General features: G+C 28.9%; 19 protein-coding genes. 15 read left to right on the forward strand and 4 right to left on the reverse strand.

Going from position 1 to position 16,549, the window contains the following annotated elements; genetic code table 11:
* From CAMP5118_RS05090 to CAMP5118_RS05120, 7 genes are read left to right on the forward strand one after another with little or no spacing between them, the layout of a single operon-like run.
* Complete coding sequence (locus tag CAMP5118_RS05090; RefSeq protein ID WP_337206102.1) at window positions 1–345, forward strand: c-type cytochrome; 345 nt, start codon at window positions 1–3, stop codon at window positions 343–345.
* The gene (gene hemL, locus CAMP5118_RS05095; protein WP_337206101.1) at window positions 342–1,619 is read left to right on the forward strand and encodes a glutamate-1-semialdehyde 2,1-aminomutase; all 1,278 of its coding nucleotides are present in this window, start codon (window positions 342–344) and stop codon (window positions 1,617–1,619) included. The genes CAMP5118_RS05090 and hemL overlap by 4 nt, the downstream gene beginning before the upstream one ends.
* Window positions 1,616–1,894 (forward strand): AtpZ/AtpI family protein, encoded by a 279-nt coding sequence (locus CAMP5118_RS05100; protein WP_263678902.1) that lies wholly within the window; start codon window positions 1,616–1,618, stop codon window positions 1,892–1,894. Before hemL ends, CAMP5118_RS05100 begins: the two co-directional genes overlap by 4 nt.
* Complete coding sequence (locus CAMP5118_RS05105; RefSeq protein ID WP_263678901.1) at window positions 1,878–2,363, forward strand: hypothetical protein; 486 nt, start codon at window positions 1,878–1,880, stop codon at window positions 2,361–2,363. The genes CAMP5118_RS05100 and CAMP5118_RS05105 overlap by 17 nt, the downstream gene beginning before the upstream one ends.
* Complete coding sequence (locus tag CAMP5118_RS05110; protein WP_337216798.1) at window positions 2,360–3,553, forward strand: MFS transporter; 1,194 nt, start codon at window positions 2,360–2,362, stop codon at window positions 3,551–3,553. The genes CAMP5118_RS05105 and CAMP5118_RS05110 overlap by 4 nt, the downstream gene beginning before the upstream one ends.
* The gene (locus tag CAMP5118_RS05115) at window positions 3,543–5,504 is read left to right on the forward strand and encodes a flagellar hook-length control protein FliK (protein ID WP_337216771.1); all 1,962 of its coding nucleotides are present in this window, start codon (window positions 3,543–3,545) and stop codon (window positions 5,502–5,504) included. The genes CAMP5118_RS05110 and CAMP5118_RS05115 overlap by 11 nt, the downstream gene beginning before the upstream one ends.
* 2 nt (window positions 5,505–5,506) lie before the next feature.
* Window positions 5,507–5,797 carry a FlhB-like flagellar biosynthesis protein gene (locus CAMP5118_RS05120; protein ID WP_263683008.1) on the forward strand — a complete coding sequence of 97 codons (291 nt, stop codon included), beginning with the start codon at window positions 5,507–5,509 and terminating at the stop codon, window positions 5,795–5,797.
* Here CAMP5118_RS05120 and CAMP5118_RS05125 read toward each other — a convergent pair.
* Both CAMP5118_RS05125 and CAMP5118_RS05130 read right to left on the reverse strand, forming a co-directional pair.
* Entirely contained in the window at window positions 5,757–6,581 is an 825-nt protein-coding gene (locus tag CAMP5118_RS05125; protein WP_337216772.1) for a phosphatidylserine decarboxylase, read from the reverse strand. The genes CAMP5118_RS05120 and CAMP5118_RS05125 overlap by 41 nt on opposite strands.
* Window positions 6,582–7,712 (reverse strand): metallophosphoesterase, encoded by a 1,131-nt coding sequence (locus CAMP5118_RS05130; RefSeq protein ID WP_263678895.1) that lies wholly within the window; start codon window positions 7,710–7,712, stop codon window positions 6,582–6,584. It lies immediately after the preceding gene.
* A gap of 71 nt (window positions 7,713–7,783) precedes the next feature.
* Here CAMP5118_RS05130 and abc-f point away from each other — a divergent pair, with 71 nt between their 5' ends.
* From abc-f to CAMP5118_RS05165, 7 genes are read left to right on the forward strand one after another with little or no spacing between them, the layout of a single operon-like run.
* Complete coding sequence (gene abc-f, locus CAMP5118_RS05135; protein WP_263678893.1) at window positions 7,784–9,721, forward strand: ribosomal protection-like ABC-F family protein; 1,938 nt, start codon at window positions 7,784–7,786, stop codon at window positions 9,719–9,721.
* Between the two features lie 53 nt (window positions 9,722–9,774).
* Entirely contained in the window at window positions 9,775–10,962 is a 1,188-nt protein-coding gene (locus tag CAMP5118_RS05140; protein ID WP_263678891.1) for a M48 family metallopeptidase, read from the forward strand.
* Complete coding sequence (locus CAMP5118_RS05145) at window positions 10,962–11,762, forward strand: HemK/PrmC family methyltransferase (protein WP_337216799.1); 801 nt, start codon at window positions 10,962–10,964, stop codon at window positions 11,760–11,762. The genes CAMP5118_RS05140 and CAMP5118_RS05145 overlap by 1 nt, the downstream gene beginning before the upstream one ends.
* A gap of 29 nt (window positions 11,763–11,791) precedes the next feature.
* Window positions 11,792–12,259: a DUF4149 domain-containing protein gene (locus tag CAMP5118_RS05150; protein ID WP_263678889.1), complete on the forward strand. Its 468-nt coding sequence runs from the start codon at window positions 11,792–11,794 to the stop codon at window positions 12,257–12,259.
* A 33-nt stretch (window positions 12,260–12,292) separates the two neighbouring features.
* Window positions 12,293–13,042, forward strand: a complete 750-nt coding sequence (locus tag CAMP5118_RS05155; protein WP_337216773.1) for a flagellin — start codon at window positions 12,293–12,295, stop codon at window positions 13,040–13,042.
* A 38-nt stretch (window positions 13,043–13,080) separates the two neighbouring features.
* A complete protein-coding gene (cmoB, locus tag CAMP5118_RS05160; protein ID WP_263678886.1) occupies window positions 13,081–13,956 on the forward strand; it encodes a tRNA 5-methoxyuridine(34)/uridine 5-oxyacetic acid(34) synthase CmoB in 876 nt (291 codons plus the stop codon).
* Between the two features lie 2 nt (window positions 13,957–13,958).
* A complete protein-coding gene (locus tag CAMP5118_RS05165) occupies window positions 13,959–14,522 on the forward strand; it encodes a hypothetical protein (RefSeq protein WP_263663982.1) in 564 nt (187 codons plus the stop codon).
* Here CAMP5118_RS05165 and CAMP5118_RS05170 read toward each other — a convergent pair.
* On the reverse strand, window positions 14,502–14,687 hold the full coding sequence (locus tag CAMP5118_RS05170) for a hypothetical protein (RefSeq protein ID WP_039668212.1): 186 nt from the start codon (window positions 14,685–14,687) through the stop codon (window positions 14,502–14,504). The genes CAMP5118_RS05165 and CAMP5118_RS05170 overlap by 21 nt on opposite strands.
* Before the next feature lie 8 nt (window positions 14,688–14,695).
* Window positions 14,696–15,220 (reverse strand): thermonuclease family protein, encoded by a 525-nt coding sequence (locus tag CAMP5118_RS05175; protein WP_263678885.1) that lies wholly within the window; start codon window positions 15,218–15,220, stop codon window positions 14,696–14,698.
* A 53-nt stretch (window positions 15,221–15,273) separates the two neighbouring features.
* Here CAMP5118_RS05175 and CAMP5118_RS05180 point away from each other — a divergent pair, with 53 nt between their 5' ends.
* Window positions 15,274–16,542 (forward strand): M20/M25/M40 family metallo-hydrolase, encoded by a 1,269-nt coding sequence (locus CAMP5118_RS05180; protein WP_263678884.1) that lies wholly within the window; start codon window positions 15,274–15,276, stop codon window positions 16,540–16,542.
* Window positions 16,543–16,549 lie beyond the last annotated feature (7 nt).

Raw genomic sequence — 16,549 nt, forward strand, 5'->3', positions numbered from 1 at the left:
ATGAAAATTATTTTATTTTTGTTTTTTATAGTTTATGGTGTTTGGGCTGAAGATTTTATCTCACCTAAAGAATACCAAGAATCCCTTTACAAAAATCCAAGAGGCATAAGTTGTGCTAAATGTCATGGTGATGGAGGTCAACAAATACTAGGATATTATACTAAAAATGGAGAAAAAACTCCTTTTATAGTGCCAAGTATTAAAAACACTCCTTATACACGTTTTAGAGAAATTCTAAGCCAACCTCAAGAGGCAAAAAGCATTATGCCAACTTACTCATTAACAGAAGATGAGATGAAATCGCTTTATGATTATATTACTAACAACAAAAGGAGTAACAAATGAAAAATAATAAAAAGGCCTTTGAAGAAGCTTGTGAATATATAGCGGGTGGGGTTGATTCTCCTGTGCGTGCTTTTGCTAGCGTGGGTAGCAATCCTTTATTTATCAAGCAAGGAAAAGGTGCTTATATTAGCGATATAGAAGATAATGCTTATATAGATTATGTACAAAGCTGGGGACCTTTACTTTTTGGACATTGTGATGAGGATATTGAAAAAGCTTGTAAAAAAGCTTTAGAACATGGTTCAAGCTTTGGCGCACCAACCCTAGCTGAAACTAAATTAGCTAAATTTATCCTAAAAGATTGGCCGCATTTAGACAAAATACGCTTTGTAAGTAGTGGCACAGAAGCTACTATGAGTGCTATTCGTCTTGCAAGAGGATTTAGCAAAAAAGATAAAATCATCAAATTCGAAGGGTGTTATCATGGGCATTCTGATTCTTTACTAGTAAGTGCTGGAAGTGGCGCCGCTACTTTTAACACCCCAAGCTCACTAGGAGTATTAACCGATGTAGCTAAAAATACTCTAGTAGCTATTTATAATGACATTGATAGTGTTAAAAACTTAATCAATAATGATGATAATATAGCTTGTATCATTATAGAGCCAATTGCAGGAAACATGGGCTTAGTACCTGCTAAAATAGAATTTTTACAAGAGCTAAGAAAACTATGTGATGAGCATCAAATTCTTTTAATTTTTGATGAAGTTATGAGTGGTTTTAGAGCTTCATACCTAGGCTCTTTTGGAATTAATAATATAAAAGCTGATATAGTAACTTTTGGTAAGGTTATAGGCGGAGGTATGCCTGCGGCTGCTTTTGCTGCAAGAGCTGAAATTATGGATTTATTAAGTCCTTTGGGCGGGGTATATCAAGCAGGAACACTAAGTGGCAATCCTCTTGCTATGGCTGCAGGTTATGCGAGCTTAAAAAAAGCAAGAAATTATGAAGGTTTATATGAAAAATTAGAAAAACTAGGTAAAAGACTTACTCAAGGCTTTAAAGAAGCTGCAAATGATTGCAAAATTCCTTTGCAAGTTAATTGCGTTGGTTCTATGTTTGGATTTTTCTTTTGCGAAAACCCTGTTAATAATTATCAAGATGCTTTAAAATCAGATACTAAATTATTTGCTAAATTTCATGCACAAATGCTAAGCAAAGGTGTGTATTTAGCACCATCTCAATTTGAAACAGGTTTTATATGTGAATGTATGGATAAAAAAATCATTGATAAAACTATACAAGCAGCACAAGAAAGTTTTAAAGCCCTATGAATAAAAGACAAAAAATCATTCGCAAAGGTATAGAAGCTGCAGATGGATTAAGCCTTGGCATATCCATGGTTGTAGCTGTTTTAATCGGAGTTGGCATAGGCTATTTTTTAAAAAACTTAACCGGCATTATTTGGCTTTTTTGGGTAGGAGTGTTTATAGGAGTAGCTGCAGCGATTTTAAATGTTTACAAAGCTTACAAAGCACAAGTAAAAAGCTATGAGGAATTTAAAGAAGAAAATCGCTATAAAGATTTAAAAAATGATCCTAAAGCCTAAAATTTTACTAAAACTCTTGCTAGGATTGAATTTACTTTTCTTAGCAGGAGTTTTTTTCTATAAAGAATTAAGCTTTAAAACCTTTATAAGCTTTGAATTTGGCTTTTTAGCTCAAAATTTAATCATTCTGATATCTTTTTTAAATTATAAAAATTTTATTTTTAAAGCAGCTAAAAATTATGATTTTACACAAAGGCCTTTGCAAATTTTTGCTAAAAAACAACATTCTTTGCCAAAAATTATAAAATTTATCCATATAGATGACGATTTAAAACCAAAATTTAAAAGTATTTTTAAAAACGCATTAGCTTTTTTTTCTTTGTTTAAAATTTTTGCTTATGTGTTTTTAATAGCAGGATTTTTGTTTTTAGAGTTTCAAGGCTTAATGAGTATTTTTGCCTTGTTTTGTGCAATGTTTGTCACACCCATAGCGGTATTAATATATAATTTTTTAATAAGAAAATGTTGAGCTCAAAAAGAACGATTAGATCATTAACTGCATTGTTTTTTGGTATGATTTTTGTTTTTATAGGAAGCGCTTTAACGGTAAATTCTATAGCAATTATTTTAAAACATAACGATGTTAGTAATTTTTATATAGGGATAATAGGAAGTTGTTATTTTCTTGGTGCTATGGTAAGCACTATTAGTGCTCATAGGATAGTCTCTAAAGTAGGACATATAAGATCTTTTGGAATTTTTGCCATCATTTTTGGTATAGCCACTATGCTTCATAGTTTAAATTCTAATCTTTATTTTTGGATGGTTTTGAGATTTTTGCTTGGTTTTTGTTACTATGCACTTTTAATGGTCATAGAATCATGGCTTAATGAAAAAGCAAAAAATGCTATTCGCTCAAGAGTAATAGCCTTTTATGAGGTAGTATTTTACTCATCATCAGGCTTTGGAATTTTACTTATGTCATTTGACTTCCCAAGTAATACAGTATTTATTTTAAGCGCTAGTTTTATTATGTTTGCTTCTATTCCTTTATTTTTAATCCGTATTAAAGAGCCGGTTTTACCACAAAAAACCAAAATTTCCATCCCTAAAGTTTTTGACATAGTGCCTTTAGCTTTAGTGACAAGCTTTATAGCAGGTATGCTTTTAAATGGATTTTTCTCTATGGCTTCTTTATTTATACTCATACAAGGATTTGGTGCAAAAGAAGCTTCGATTTTTATATTTTGTACCATGTTAGGAGGATTTATATCTCAACTTTTCATCGGAACCCTTTCTGATAAAATTAGTCGTAAATTTGCTATTATTTTATGTGCTTTTACGGCTTTAAATGCTATGCTTTGTATTTTATTATTAAGCTATAATATTTATTTAAAATACTTTTTTGGCTTTTTACTGGGTATGGGAATGTGTTGTTTATATGCTCTTTCTTTAGCTAGAGCAAATGACATGCTTGAAGATTCTAGCAAAAGAGTTGAACTTGGCAGAGCCGTTCTTTTTACTTATTCTTTTGGTGCTTTATTTGCGCCTGCTGTGCTTGGAACTTTGATGTATTATTTTGAAGGCAATGGTTTTATGTATTTTTACATCGTTTTATTAACTGTTTTAATTGCCTTTGCTATAGATAAACCAAAATTTAAAAATCTGACCAAATTTAAAAGAAAACCAGGTAACATGGTAATGCTAGATGATAACTAATATTTCTAACAATCAAAATCAATTTGCAAAAAACGAAACAAATAAAGACAACAAAAGCGAGAAATCAGACAAAAAAACCTCACTTAATGATGCTTTAAAAAATCCTTTATTTTCTAAAAATGATCCTGAAGTCAAATTACCTAAAGACTATGTAAGCAAAATCGATCAAAAATTACAAGAATTATTAAATAAACTCTTAGATCAAATCAAAACCAACAAAGATCCTGATTTAGCAGTATTAAAAAATCACAAAGATTTAAATTTTGCACCTAATTTTGCTAATGAAGTTAAAAAACTTCAAGCAGAGCTTTCTAAAAATCCTGAATTTGAAAAACTACTTAAAGTTTTAGAAGATCTAGTTAAACCCGCTAAAGATATCAACAATAAAAATCTTTCATCCTTGGTAAAAAATTCAGGTGTTTTTTTAGAAGCAAAACTCAATCATTCTTTAAAAGAACAAAATTTACCACAAAGCTTTTTTAATCTTTTAAATACCATAAAAGGGGCTACTAGTGAAAATCTAAAACGCGATATAAGTAATTTAGATCTTAAAAATCTTGACACCACAAGCACCTTAAAAGAACTTATTCACATCTTACAAAATCACAAAAAAGATAATAAAATTTCTTTAGAAAATACAAACTACAAGACACTTTTTAAACTATTTGATAAAATAGAAAATTTTAAAAACTATATCAATAAAAATCCAAATTCCATTAGCCAAGAAAAGCTACAAAATATTGCTAATAATTTCATTAAAAATCTCAGTAAAAATTTAGCACTTATCAACAAAGAACTAGCCAAACCTGAAAATATAAAAATTCAAAATACACATATATTAAAAGAGCTTAGTCAAAACATTAAAGATCTTATAACACTTTTAAAAGACATAAAAAATCACAAAAACAAAACTGAAACAATACAAGAAAATTTAAATAAAACTCCACACACTAAAGACATCAAAGAAGAGTTAAAAGAGGAAATAAAAACTCCACAAAAAAACACAGAAGATAAAAAAGAAACTCAACAAAAACAAGAAAGCATGACAAAAGATAAAGAAATTCAAAACACAAAAGAAGAAAAAATACCACAAAAAAATACTGAAGATTTAAACAAAAATGATAATAAAAGTCAAAATTTACAAACAAATAATACTAAATTAGAAGATATATTTAAAAGTACTTCAGGTAAAATTTTACTAGAAGATATTTTCAAACAAAATGTAAGTAAAAATCTTAATTTTAGTCAAAATTTACAAGAAGAGCTTTTAAATAATCTAAACAAAGAACTAGGCTTAATAGGAAGAAAACTCAATGAGGTTTTAAAAGCTTTAGATCCTAAAAATTATGAAGCAAAAAATTCTTTAGATGATATAAAAAACATAGAAAAAAAATTAGAACTTTCTATAAAAGATCTTGGAAAAATTACTCCAAAAGATACTGCAGAAATTTCTTCAGAATTACAAAAAGACATCAAATCTACTCTTTTGCAAGTTTCTAATCTGGCTAAAAATTTAGACAATGAAAGCATATTAAATCAAGCAAATCGTCTTATAGCTCAGCTTGAGTTTAATCAGCTTTTATCTTTAGCTAATAATAGCATTCATACTTTTTTACCTTTCTTTTGGGATGATTTAGAAAAATCCAATGTAGTCTTTAAACGTGGCAAAAAAGATAAATTTTATGCGCAAATTAATCTTGAATTTGAAAAATTAGGAAAAATCAATGTATTTTTATCTCTAAGCAATGATAAATACATCGATATAAATATGATGATAGAAAATGCTAATTTTAGAAAAAAACTTTACGAAAGAGCACATGAGCTAAAAAAAGCCTTAGTTAAAGTAGGACTTCTAAGCTCTAATTTTTTCATCAGTGATATAGTTAAAAGTAAATTTCATAATCAAGAAGAATACAATGACTTTAATATGGGTTTTGATACAAGGGCTTAAAAATGGCTAAAAAAACAAAAAAAGCCGTTGCGCTAGGCTATAACAAAGAAGATCAAAATGCACCAAAAATCCTAGCTAATGCCAAAGGTGAAAACGCTGCTAAAATCATCTCTTTAGCTAAAGAAAATGGCATACCCATAAAAGAAGACAAAGACTTAGTAGAAGTTCTTAGCAAGCTTGACTTAGGCGATGAAATCCCGCCTAATATGTATAAAGCAGTGGCTGAAATTTTTGCCTTTTTATATAAAGTTGCTAATGAAGATGAGAATAAGCAAAATCCGCAATCTTCTTAGAAAATTCAACTTGTTCATAAGCGTTTTTACTAAATTTTAAAAACCCTTTTTGGGCAATTAAAACTATAGTTGAACCTAGCTCAAAATTTCCAAGTCTTTGACCTTTTTTTACAAAAAGCCCATCATAAGTATGAGTAAAATCAAAATTTGCAGCATTAGTTTGTACACTAGTATCAAAACTAAAATGCATTTTACCTACATTTAGCGCACCCACAAATACCATCCAAAGTATAAATTTTCCTTCCACTAAACACTTTAAAACTACTCTTTCATTTTTAGTATAAAGGTTTATAATCTTAGCCAACTTTGCCTCACTCACACTAAATAAAGCCCCGCTCATATAAGTAGCACTTAAAATTTGCATATTACAAGGTGCGTGATAATGATGATAATCTTTTGGAGATAGATAAATATTTGCATAATCTATGCCATTTTCTAATTCTTCTTTGCTAGCTGAGTTTTTTAAAAGCTCTTCTATGCTATAACTTGAACCTTTAATGCTAAAGGCTAAATTTTCTTTTAAATCATTTTGAAAACTACTTCCAAGTTCTAAAATTTTACCATCACTTGGACTTATAAAGCCATCTTCTAATTCTCGCTCATTTAACAAAGTTCTTGTAAATAAAGCATTTAAGCTCTCATATTCTTCTAAGGATTTAAATTCACTCATATTGATATTAAAAGCATTCACATAAGCTTTATTAATGTTTTTTTGTATGATTTTTGGAAATTTATATTTTGCTATGATTCCAAATATTTTTGAAGCACTATTACTAAATCCCACTCATTCTCCTTTTAATCTAATCAAAGCTATCTCACTAGGAGCTAAAAATCTCACAGCAGGCCCCCAAAATCCAGCTCCACTGCTTACATAAAGCAAACTATCTTTGCTTAATTTATAAAGCCCATACACAAAGCCTTGCTCTAAATATACTAGCAAAGAAAAAGGGAAAATTTGTCCTGCGTGTGTATGTCCTGATAAAATCAAATCAAACCCACTCACATCATAGGTTTTTACATATTTTGGCTGATGCGTGATTAAAATATTAACTTTTTCTTGATTGATTTGAGTTTTAATTTTTTCTATATTGCTTTCTTTAAAACCCAAACGTTTAGCAGCCAAATCCAAAGTCCCACTTAAAGTAAAATCTCCAAAATCAATACTTTCATCTTCTAAAACTTTGAAATTTTTAAGCGTTTTAAGCTTTTTGCTTATTGCATTTATATCATTATAATACTCATGATTTCCATAAACAAAATAAGTACCATATTTTGATTTAAAATTTTCTAATAAATTAATATAAGACATACTAGCTATATCTGCATCAATTAAATCCCCAGCTATGATGATTATATCAACATTTAAAGCATTAACCTCATCAATTAAGGTTTTTAAAAAATCTTCACCTAAATTTTTCCCTAAATGCACATCAGAAAGCAAAGCTATGTTTAAATCTTCTTTTAAATTTTTAATTTTAATATCTACCTCATTAACCTTAGGTGTGCTAATAGCATTTACAAAGCCTTTAAACACCATACTAACGCTAAGTATAATAAGCCAAGAATCAAAAATTAATTTTAAAAACTTTCTTCTTTGAAGGCTAAAAATTTGCTCTTTTTTATTTTCGTTAAAGAAAATCCAAGAACCAATTTCAAAAACCACTCCAAAAAGCAAGAAAAAGCAAGTAATAGTAGGAAAAATAGCTAAAATATAATAAAGCTTTTCATGCAAAAAATCCCCACGCATATTTACAAAAAAGATTAATTCACATGCAAAAACCATTAAAACAAGAGCTAATACAAACTTCTTATAAGGTTTTAAAAAATCAACCTTACTTAAAAATCTTTTATAAATATACCAATTTGCCAAAGCAAAAAATAAAACTAATAAAGTAAAAAAAACAAACACTCTCATAGCGTAATTTTATTTAAGCAAAATTAATACTTTTTAAAGTAAAATCGCAAAAAAACATTTGGGAAAGAAATTTGGCTTTAATAGATTTAATCGATGCAAATAAGAAATTTAATACAAAAATAGTTTTAGAAAATGCAAATTTTAGTGCAAATTTAGGAGAAAAAATCGCCATTATAGGCAAAAATGGCGAAGGAAAATCAAGTTTTTTAAAAGCCCTTATGGGAACTTTAAAACTAGATAGCGGTAGAGTGATTAAACAAAATAACGCTAGCATAGGTATGCTAAGCCAACAAGTAAGCTTTGAAAGCACCTTAAGCGTGAGTGAGGCTATCAAAAAAGAACTTGAAGAAATTTACCAAGCCTTAAAAGAATTTGAAAACTATAATGAAAAACTAGCTCTTGATCCTGAAAATAAAGAATATTTAAAGAAAGTAGATGAATTAAGTTTATTTATAGATTCAAAAGATGCATGGAATTTAGACCAAAAAATACAAAGAATACTAGAAGAGTTTAAACTATTAGAGTATAAAGACAGAGCACTTTGCTCTTTAAGCGGAGGAGAGATAAGACGTGTAGGACTTTGCACGCTTTTGCTGAAAAATCCTGATATATTATTGCTTGATGAGCCAACTAATCATCTAGATGTATATATGAGTAGCTTTTTAGAAGAAAGATTGAAAGCTTCTAAAATGTGTGTTATTTTCATCTCTCATGATAGATATTTTATCGATGCAATAGCTCAAAAATGTGTAGAAATAGAAGCAGGAAAATTAAGCGTTTTTGAAGGCGGATACACACAATATCTAGAAAAAAAAGCAGCTATTTTAGCTTCCTTAGCTAAAAGTCATGAAACCTTACTTAAGCAACTAAAAAGCGAAGAAGAATGGTTAAGAAGAGGAGTTAAAGCTAGACTTAAACGTAACGAAGGGCGTAAAGAACGCATTTTTAAAATGCGTGAAGAAGCCAAGAAAAACCCAGGAGCTATCAAACGCTTACAACTTGAGATTAAAAGAGCAAGTAAAAATTTCAACCAAACCCAAAGTCAAAATCGTAAAAAAATGCTTTTTGAACTTAAAAATATCTCAAAATCTATCGCTAACAAGACACTTTTTAAGGACTTTAATGCACGAATTTTACAAGGTGAACGCATAGCCATAGTAGGTAAAAATGGCTGTGGTAAATCTACTTTTTTAAAAATTTTACTTGATCAAATTCCACTTGATAGTGGAGAAATTAAAAGAGGTGAAGTTAAAATAGGCTATTTTGATCAAAGCAGAAGCTTACTCAATACCGATAAAAAACTTTTAGAAATTTTTTGCCCAAATGGCGGTGATCATATTCAAGTGCGTGGTAAAAATATGCATGTTTATGGATATTTAAAACAATTTTTATTTCCAAAAGAATTTTTAGAACAAAGTGTGTGTGTGTTAAGTGGGGGCGAGAAAAACAGAGTTGCCTTAGCCTTGCTTTTTACTAAAGAATATGATGTATTAATCTTAGATGAACCAACAAATGATTTGGACATAGCTACAATTAATATTTTAGAAGAATATTTACTTTCTTTTGAAGGTGCGATTTTGCTTGTATCACATGATAGATACTTTGTTGATAAAATAGCAACTAAACTTTATGCTTTTGAAGAGAATGCAAAGATTAACATAGAAGTTCTTTCTTATAGTGAGTATTTAGAAAATGAAAAAGAATACAAGGACTTTGAAAAATTTTCCAAAAGTTTAGAAACAAACACCACAACAAGTGTAAAAACAAAAGAAAAATCAAATAAAAAACTAAGCTATAAAGAAAATGAAATCTTAAACTCATATCCTGATAAAATTCATAAATTAGAAGAAGAAATCAAAGAAATCAAAAATGCCCTAAGCAATCCTGCAATCTATCAAGAACTAGGTATAAATACCCTTTATGAAAAACTAAATTCCTTAGAAAATGAACTTAGTATTTTAGAAGAAGCTTATTTTGAGATTTTAGAAAAAAGTGAAAATACTGATTAACTTTATATATTTTAAATAAGATAAAATTACTCAAATTTATTTAAGGAAAAACTATGACTTTAATATCTATTTTATGTATTTATACAGCTTTTTTGTTTTTTATATCTTATATACAAATTTCTTTTTTAAAAAAAGAAAGAGAAAAACAAGCAATTATTTTAAATGAGCATGATTATAAAAATTCTGCAAATATCGCCATAGAAAATGAAAAATACAAAATCTTTTCTAATCTTTATAATCTGATGATTAACATTTCTTGGATTAGCTTTGGCTTTTTGTATTTAAAAGAAATTTTCATCAAAGAAAATTCTACCTTAGAAAATACTTTATTTTTGCTTGCATTTTTATTGATTATTAGTATTTTAAATTTACCACTTAGTTATTATGAAAGCTTTATAAAAGATAAAAAACACGGCTTTTCAAATATGACTTTAGCACTTTTTATTAAAGACAGCATTAAATCTTTAGCTCTAATGCTTGTTTTTGGCTTTTTAATCATCTATGCCTTAGTATTTTGCTTTGAATTTTTTAACACATACTGGTGGGTAGTGGCTTTTGCTCTAAGTTTTATAATTATACTTATTATAAATCTCATCTACCCTACACTTATTGCACCTATGTTTAACAAAATGAAAAAACTTGAAGATGAAAATTTATTAGAAAAAATCACTAATTTAATGCAAAAATGTGGCTTTAGTGCAAATGGTGTTTATGTTATCGATGCAAGCAAAAGAGATAAAAGATTAAATGCTTATTTTGGTGGCTTATTTAAAAGCAAAAGAGTAGTGCTTTTTGATACACTTTTAAATGCTTTAAAAGAAAAAGAACTCATCGCTGTTTTAGGTCATGAGCTAGGACATTTTGTGCATAAAGATTTACTAAAAATGTTATTTTCTAGTGCTTTGATGCTTTTTGCTTTATTTTTTATCTTTGCACATTTACCAAGCTTTTTTTATATTGAAAGTCATTTAGATGGGATTAATGCTGGAGTTTTTGCGCTTTTATTGATTTTTGGAAATATTTTTACTTTTATCATCTCTCCGCTACTTAATAAAATGAGCCAAAAAAATGAATTTAATGCTGACTTACATGGAGCAAAACTAAGCTCTAAAGAAGATATGAAAAATGCCCTTATAGCCTTAGCAAAAGAAAATAAAGCCTTTGTTAAAACAAGTAAAATTTATACTTTCTTTCATCTAAGTCATCCTTGTATTTACGATAGAATTAAAGCTTTGCAATGATTTCAATCAAACAAGCTTTAAAGCAAGCTTACGCAAAAGATCCTACCCACAAAGAATATATACTTTTTATTCTTTGTGAACTTTTGCAAAAAGATAAGGCTTGGATTTTTTTAAATCCTGAATTTCAAATCAATGAAAAAGTTTTTTTAGAATATGTAGATAGATTTTTAAATGGCGAACCTTTTGAGTATTTATTTCAAAAAACACAGTTTTATGGTTTAGATTTTTTTACTAAAAAAGGGGTTTTAATACCGCGTTTTGATAGTGAAATACTACTTGAAAGATGCTTAGAAATTTTAGATCATAACTCTTTTAAAAATATACTTGAAATTGGCTTTGGGAGTGGAATTTTAAGTATCTCTCTAGCAAAGTTAAAGCAAATTTTCATACAAGCTTGCGATATTAATCCAAAAGCGCTAGAGCTTGCTAAAAAAAATGCAGATTTTCATAATGTTCCAAATTTAATTAATTTTCAACTTTGTGATTTTAAAACTATGCAAGGAAAATTTGACTTTATTTTTTCTAATCCACCTTATATAAAAAATAATTATCCTTTGGATAAATGGGTGCAAAATGAACCGCATAATGCTTTATTTGGCGGGGATAAAGGTTGGGAAATTTTACATGAAATTATCCTTTTTGCCAAAAATCATAACACAAAAGTCTTAGCGTGTGAGTTTGGCTATGATCAAAAAGCAATTTTAAATAAAATTTTAGAAGAAAATGATTTTAAAGCTACTTTTTATCAAGATTATAATGGATTTGATAGAGCCTTTGTTGCGTGGAATTTAAAAAATTAGACTATAATTATCTTTTTATAGGAGAAAATATGAAATCAATATATTTATTTTTACTAGCAAGTTTAATTGGGATTGAAATTAGCATAGGCGTGTTTTTAGCTCCGACTATATTTTATCCTGTTAAATTCATAGGCGAAGGAGTTTTAACTCATTTTCAAAGCGGACTTTTAATGACACACATTTTTGTGCAATTTGGTTATGTTTTGCTAGGTGTGAGTGTTTTATCTGTTTTAATGGAAATTTTCTCATTTAAGGATAAAAATTTAACTTTTAAAATAAATTTTTCAAAATTTATGCTTTCTTTGATCATTTTGGCACTAAGTTTGCTTTTTGTATTTTACTTCACTGCTTATGTTTTAGAAGCACAAAGCTTAGGAGAAGAAGCAACTAAGACTCAAGAATTTATAAAAATTCATGGTGCAAGTGAAGTTGTGATGAAAATTATCATGTTATCACAAGTAATTTTGTTTTTTTTAAATTTTAAAACAAAAAAGTGATATAATAAAATAAGTCTTTAAAAGGAGTCAAAGATGAAAATAGGCGATATAGGAACAACTCAACAAAACCATTACTTAAATCAAGCGCAAAAAAGCCAAGAAAAAGCTTTAGAAAATATAGCCGCAATGCGTGCTATAGATGGGAGCGATGGGGCAAATTTAGCCATAGCTGATTCTTTAAGAAGTCAGTATAGCACCATAGATCAAGGCATTTTAAATGCTTATGATTCAGCAGGTGTTTTACAAATTGCTGATTCGACATTAAATAATATCTCAGCTACTGCAGATAGACTTAATGAGCTTTCTGTACGCTCAAATAGTGCTGCATTAAATGATAGACAAAAAAGCATGCTAAATGCTGAAGCAAATAAGCTCATCAGCTCGATCAATGATGCATTTTCAAACGCGACTTTTAATGGAAAAAATGTTTTCCAAAGTATGGATTTTGTTGTTGGATCTGGGGTTGAAAGTATCAATTTAAATCAACCAAGCACGGCAAACTTAAGCCTTGAAAACCAAGATGGAATTCGCGATTTTCAAGATCAAGTAGGTTCTTTACGCGCAGATATTGGTGCTGGGATCAATGCTATCCATTCTAATATCAACTCATCTTTGCAAACTAGCATTAACACTAAAGAAGCTGAAAGCAAATTGCAAAATAATGACTTAGCGCAAAATATTAATGATTTTAATGCAAATTACCTAAAAGAAAATGCGTTTTTGTTTGCAAATGCTCACTCAAATGTAATGCTACAAACTAAATTAGCAAGCCTACTTCAATAATAAAAACTCCCGAATAAGGGAGTTTTTTAAGGAAAAATATGCAAGATAATGCTTTATTAAAGCAAGTTTTAAAACATCCTTTATATGAAAAAATTCAAAAACTTAGTACAAAAGTTAAAAACTCAAATTATCTAATAAACGAAAGTTTTGATATTTTTTGTGATAAACGCTTAGATAATGAGATTAAGGACATTGCCTTAGAATTAAAACCTTGGCGCAAAGGACCTTTTAAAATCAATGATTTGTTCATAGATACAGAGTGGCAAAGTTTTATTAAATTTAACACATTAAAGCCTTATATGCAAGAAATCAAAGGCAAGGTGGTTGCGGATATTGGCTGCAATAATGGTTATTATATGTTTAAAATGCTTGAATTTAATCCTTCAAAACTCATAGGTTTTGATCCTTCTATTAAGTATTATTTGCAATTTTTACTTTTAAACTCTATTGCAAAAACTCCTATACAATATGAGCTTTTAGGCGTGGCTGATGTACCAAATTATGGCATAAAATTTGATGTAATTTTTTGTCTTGGCGTAATTTATCATCGCAGTGATCCTATAGCCATGCTAAAACAACTCAAGCAATCTTTAAATAAAGATGGTATAGTCTTTTTAGATACTATGTATATAGAAGATGAAAGAGAAATTGCACTTATCCCTCAAAAAACTTATTCAAAAATACCAAATATTTTTTTCATTCCGTCGATATTGGGTTTAAGAAATTGGTGTTATAGAGCTGGATTTAGTGAATTTGAAGTTATAGCAACCAAACAAACTGATTTTGAAGAACAAAGAAAAACGCAATGGATTGATTCTTATTCTTTAGATCAATTTTTAGACGAAAATGACTCAAATTTAACTTGTGAAGGCTATGAAGCACCAAAAAGAGTTTATGTTAAATTAAAGGTGTAAAAATGGCAAGAACAGTAAGTGCTGTTACTATAGAAGAGCTAATAGACCCTGAAGAATTAAATCGCATTAAATCAGAACTTATCACTTGTCCAGGGATAAATAATGCCTTAGCAGGAAGCATTTCTCATATAGAAAAAAACTTTGCTAAAGGTATCTTAATCACAACCCATGATATGGCAGTAGATGAGCTAGGATTAGTGCATAGTGGTTTTGTATTTAATGCAGCAAATTATATAGCTCAAGCTGCAATCAATAAAGAATTTAGCGTCTTAATAGGCTCAAGAAGCTTTTTTTATGCGCCTTTAAAAGTTGGAGATGTTTTAAATCTTGAAGCAAGTGCTTTATTTAGTGATGATTCAAGAAAAAGAGAGGTTAAAGTAGTTGGCTTTGTAAATGATATTAAAATTTTCGATGCATCTTTTCAAGTAATCACCACAGATGATCATATATTTAAATTAAAACAAAGTCAAAGCACAAGCTCTAGCAGTCAAAACCAACAAGAAACCTCCAAGCAAGATGCTACTCCAGAGGAATTAAATGCTGTTTTAAAAGGAATCGGGGGTTAAAGGTAAATCCACCCAATTCTTTGGGCATTCTTTATGGTAAGTCCCGCTTGCATCATAATATTCTTTACAATCATCATAAAAGCGGTTTGAAATTCCTCTTTCATTTACAAAACAACCACCAAAAAATAATGCTAAAAATCCAATGAAAAATATTTTTTTAAACATCTCTTTTCCTATTTTAATCTTATTTGTTTACGCCATTTGTAAGGCTCTATAGGATTTTCATCTACCCATAAGCCTTTTTTATTTTCTTTGGCATAATTTTGCTCATTTACATATAAATCACTATAATGCTCATAAGCCCAAGCAAAACCATTTTTAACCATAACTTGGTTGATATCTTTATCATTTAAATACACAATGGCTAAAATTCTACCATATTTATCCTCATCTTTTATATTCAAAACCACTTCTTTATTCAAGACAATTGCATTTAAAAATTGCGTAGCCATCTTTCCATAAGCTTGATCACTTTCAGGTGCATCTATACCAAAAAGTCTAATTTTAAGTTTTTCATCTTCAAATTTAGCCTCAATAGTATCCCCATCTACTACACGACTTACCTTAGCATTAATATATGAGCCACTATCATAATTTAAAATATAAGCAAAAGCAAATAAAAAAAGTGCAATTAAAAATTTCTTTGGATCTTTTAGTAAAGTTATTAATAATTTAATTTGCTTTTGAGAAATTTTCATTTAAACCTCATCTATATAAAAATATGCCATAATTACAACAAAAAGGAGATTTTATGCAAGAAATTATACAAAATTTTAAACAAATTACTCAAATACCCCATTGTAGTTTCCATACTGAAGAATTAAAAAATTTTCTTATTGATTTTGCCAAAAGTCAAAATTGCCGAGTAAACGTTGATAAAGCAGGTAATATCCATGCATATAAAGGAAAACCTAAAATTTGTTTACAAAGTCATTATGATATGGTTTGCATGGGAGAGGCTCCTAATATACAAATGTATGAAGAAAATGGATATTTAAAGGCTAAAAACTCGAGCTTGGGTGCAGATAATGGCATAGGAGTATCATTAATGATGCAAGCTTTAAAAGACTTTGAAAATATTGAATGTCTTTTTACTAATGATGAGGAAGTTGGCCTTTGTGGAGCAAATAATCTTTCACATGCTTTGATTTCAAACAAACTATTAAATTTAGATCATGAGAGTGATGATGAAGTTGTTATAGGTTGCGCTGGTGGTGTGGATATTTTTGCTAGTTTAAACTTAGAAATAGGCGAAAAAGAAGGTGAATGCTATGAAATAGAAGCAATTGATTTTAAAGGTGGGCATTCAGGGATTGATATTGTTAAAAATATTAAATCTTCTATTAAAGAAGCAAGTTATTTTATCACTCAAAACCAAGGTGAGCTTTGTGAATTTAACGCAGGTGAGAGAATCAACTCTATACCAAAACATGCTAAAATCATAGCATTTTTTAAAAATCCCCCAAAAGAAAATAATCATTTTAAAGTGAATTATATAGGTAAAATCAAAAGGACATATTATAAAAATTCTCAAATCATTTTAAATCTTATCAATGCTTTTGCACAAGGTGTTAGAACTTTTAATCATCAATTAAATTTAGTCCAAACAAGTATCAACCTTTCGTTAGCTTATGAAAAAGAAGGTAAATTTCATTTTGAACTTTTTGCAAGGTCGAATGATTTACAAGAGCTTAAAAATATAGAATTTGAAACCTTAGCTTATTTTAAAATGCAAAATTGTGAAGTTGCAAGTGCAAATTTTTATCCGCCTTGGACCAACAAAGATACTAATTTTGGAGAAGAAATTCTAAGTTATTTCAAAAAAGAAAATCCAAACGCCAAGCTTTATACTATACATGCTGGTTTAGAATGTGGTATTATAAGTGAAAAACAACCACTAGAATGTTGCTCCATAGGCCCAAATATCCATAGCCCTCACTCAACAGATGAAAAATGTGAAATAGCTTCTATTGAAAAAATCAGCAAAATTCTTTTTGCTATCTTAAAAAATTACCAATAAGCAAAAA

The organism is Campylobacter sp. LMG 7929, assembly GCF_024723595.1.
In the GTDB taxonomy this organism is placed as follows: Bacteria; Campylobacterota; Campylobacteria; order Campylobacterales; family Campylobacteraceae; genus Campylobacter_D.